General features: G+C 66.6%; 3 protein-coding genes. 2 read left to right on the forward strand and 1 reads right to left on the reverse strand.

The window, feature by feature from the left end; genetic code table 11:
- Nucleotides 1-607 (reverse strand): FAD-dependent oxidoreductase (locus tag H0U68_RS08375; RefSeq protein WP_296354530.1); only part of this gene is annotated, 607 nt, incomplete at its 3' end.
- Between the two features lie 134 nt (nucleotides 608-741).
- Here H0U68_RS08375 and H0U68_RS08380 point away from each other — a divergent pair.
- A complete protein-coding gene (locus tag H0U68_RS08380) occupies nucleotides 742-1,431 on the forward strand; it encodes a cupin domain-containing protein (protein ID WP_296354534.1) in 690 nt (229 codons plus the stop codon).
- Between the two features lie 119 nt (nucleotides 1,432-1,550).
- The coding region (locus H0U68_RS08385) for a class I tRNA ligase family protein (protein WP_296354536.1) at nucleotides 1,551-2,867 on the forward strand (1,317 nt) is incomplete at its 3' end.

Raw genomic sequence — 2,867 nt, forward strand, 5'->3', positions numbered from 1 at the left:
CCACGGTGGGCGCCGCGAGCAGGCCGGCCGCGGTCTGCACGCCGCGCACGCGGTCGCCGTCGGCCACCAGGCGCACGCCGGCGGCCTCGCGGTCGATGGCGACGCCGCGCTTCACGCAGGCCGCTTCCAGCGCGGCCAGCAGTTGCCGGTTGTTCACCTGGCCGGTGTCGGCCAGCAGGATGCCGCCATGCTCCTGCACCGACAGCGCGGGTTCGGCCTCGCGCACGGCGTCGGCATCCAGCCAGCGCGCTTCGCGGCCGGCGTCGCGCAGTTCCTCGGCGCGCTCGCGCAAGCTGCGCTCGCCGGCAACGTCGCCGGCGGTGATCAGCAGGCCGTCCATGCGCAGCTCGCAGTCGATGCCGGTGCGCTCGGCCAGGTCGTTCACGAACGCCGGATACATCTCGAAGGAGCGCAGGCACAGGCGCTCGGATAGCGGATGCCAGGAGCGCTCAGGATGCGGTGTCAGCATGCCGGCGCCGGTCCAGGACGCGGTGTTGCGCGCCGGCCGGTCGGCCAGCACGCGCACCCGGCGGCCGCGCCGCGCCAGCTCGTCGGCGATGGCCAGGCCGATCAGGCCGGCGCCGATGACGATCACGTCCTGTTGCATATCCGTGTCTCCCATTTCCTTTTCTCACCTTCTTTTCTATTCATTCGGCGCCTACAACCGTCAGGAGCCAAAACGGGCGGGGCCTTCTAGACTGCAGAACGCCCATCTCGGCCAAGATTTCAGGGAGACAGCATATGCACATTCACCGCTTCGCGCAGCATGCATCGGCGCACTGCCATGCACTCGACCTCGCACCGGGCGCACCGGTCGGCGCAGCCTGGCTGGCGCTGCGCCCCGGCGCCGACAGCGCCTTGTCCGAACGCGAGGGGGATTGCCTGGTGGTGGCCGCGCACGGCATCATCGCGCTTGCGCTGGGTGCCGAACACCAGGAATTGTCAGCAGGCGATGCAGCGGTGGTGCACGGCGCGCGCGCCTGCACTGTGCGCGCGCTCACTCCTGACGCCAGCGCGCTGACAGTGTGGCTGCCGCGCGCGGCGCCCGCCGGCGGGCCGCGCATCGTGCTGCAGCGCGAGAAGCAGGCGAAGTCCACCATCGAATTCAACACGCGCTTTCGCAGGCTGCCGCTGCTGCCCGAGAGCGAGCCGCTCGACTGGGGCTCGGCCCTGGCGGACATCGCGCCGCGCGAGGCGACCGTGCCCCACAGCCATATCGACAACGAAAGCTTCGTGCTCCTTACAGGGCACGGGCGGCTGCGCATCGACGATGAGGTCTGTGAATTGCAGGCCGGTGACGTTGTGCATCTTCCTTCGAAGTCGGAACACACATTAGAAAATCTGACAGGCGAAGACCTGCGCTTCTTCTGCACATGGTGGACAGAGGGTCACCCGCAGAACAAGGACTGCATAGATCAGGGTAAACACTAAATAAGTTTACACAGCCCATCACAGCCGTTGCGATTTGGCGCATACCTGACAGGAGACAGCAAGCTTTCCCCGTGATGGAATGGCCGCCCATCTGATAGGAGGCCGCCATTCGATATCTCATCACAGCAACTCCGCCGACAACGAACGGAGATTTGCATCTGGGCCATCTCAGCGGGCCTTATCTGGCCGGAGATGTCTTCAAGCGATTTGCCCATCTTTGCGGCAAGCGCGCGGCATATGTATCGAGCGGGGACGACAACCAGACCTATGTCGTCACCACCGCGGCGATCGAGCAGCGCGCGCCGGAAACCGTGGCCAACGACTACGACCATCGCATCCGACGCTCGCTGCAAGGCGGGCGCATCGCGCTGGACGCCTTCAACCGGCCCGATGCCAGGCATGCCGGATTCGTCGGCGGCTTCTTTACGAAGCTGCTCAACGAAGGCCGGCTGCAGGTCAAGGAAACGCCCTGCTTGTTCTGCGAAGACTGCGGCGTCTACGTGTTCGAAGCGTATGTCGGCGGCACCTGTCCCACCTGCCTGGAAGGCACGCGCGGAAATATCTGCGAGGTGTGCGGCCATCCCAACGACCCGGTCGGACTGATCGAGCCGCGCTGCACCGTCGACAACGGCCACCGCCTGGTGCGCAAGCCCGCGCCGGGCCTGTTCCTGCCGCTGGAAAGCTTTCGCGCCGACTTCGAGCGCTACTACGCGCGCACCGACGTCGTGTGGCGCACGCACCTGATGGAATTCGTGCGCCAGATGCTGGCCAAGCCGCTGCCGGACTTCCGCCTGACCTATCCCACGCGCTGGGGCATTCCAGTGGACATCCCCGGCCTGGGCGGGCAGAAGTACAACGCCTGGGGCGAGATGCTGCCGGGGTTGTTGAACAGCTTCGCGCTCGCGCAGGAGGCCGGCGGCGAGAGCGGCGCGTTCGCGTACAACCCGCCGCCGCCCGACACGGAGCTGGTGCAGTTCTTCGGTTATGACAACTCGTTCTTCTTCGCCTTCGTGCACCTGGGCCTGCTGTTCGCGGCCGGGCCGCGCTGCATGCTGCCCAAGGCGCTGATCAGCAACGAGTTCTACGAGCTGGAGAACCTGAAGTTCTCCACCAGCCTGAAGCACGCGATCTGGGTCGGCGACTTCCTGGAACGCTACAACGCCGACACGGTGCGCTTTTATCTGTCGGCCACCAACCCGGAGCTGCAGCGCACCAACTATGTCGAGTCGGAGATGCGCACCTGGCTGCAGGACAAGCTGCTGCAGCCCTGGGAGCGCATCCGCCAGGCCAAGCCCGGCAACTTCGACGAAGCCGCCGCGCGGCGCCGCTTCCAGGGCTATGCGGCGCGCCTGGAAACCTACTACGGCGTGCAGTTCTTCAGCCTGCGCCAGGCCGCGCGCGTCGTCGTGCAGGCACTGAACTGGCTCGCCCGCGCC

The organism is Ramlibacter sp., from assembly GCF_013697775.1.
In the GTDB taxonomy this organism is placed as follows: domain Bacteria; phylum Pseudomonadota; class Gammaproteobacteria; order Burkholderiales; family Burkholderiaceae_C; genus Ramlibacter.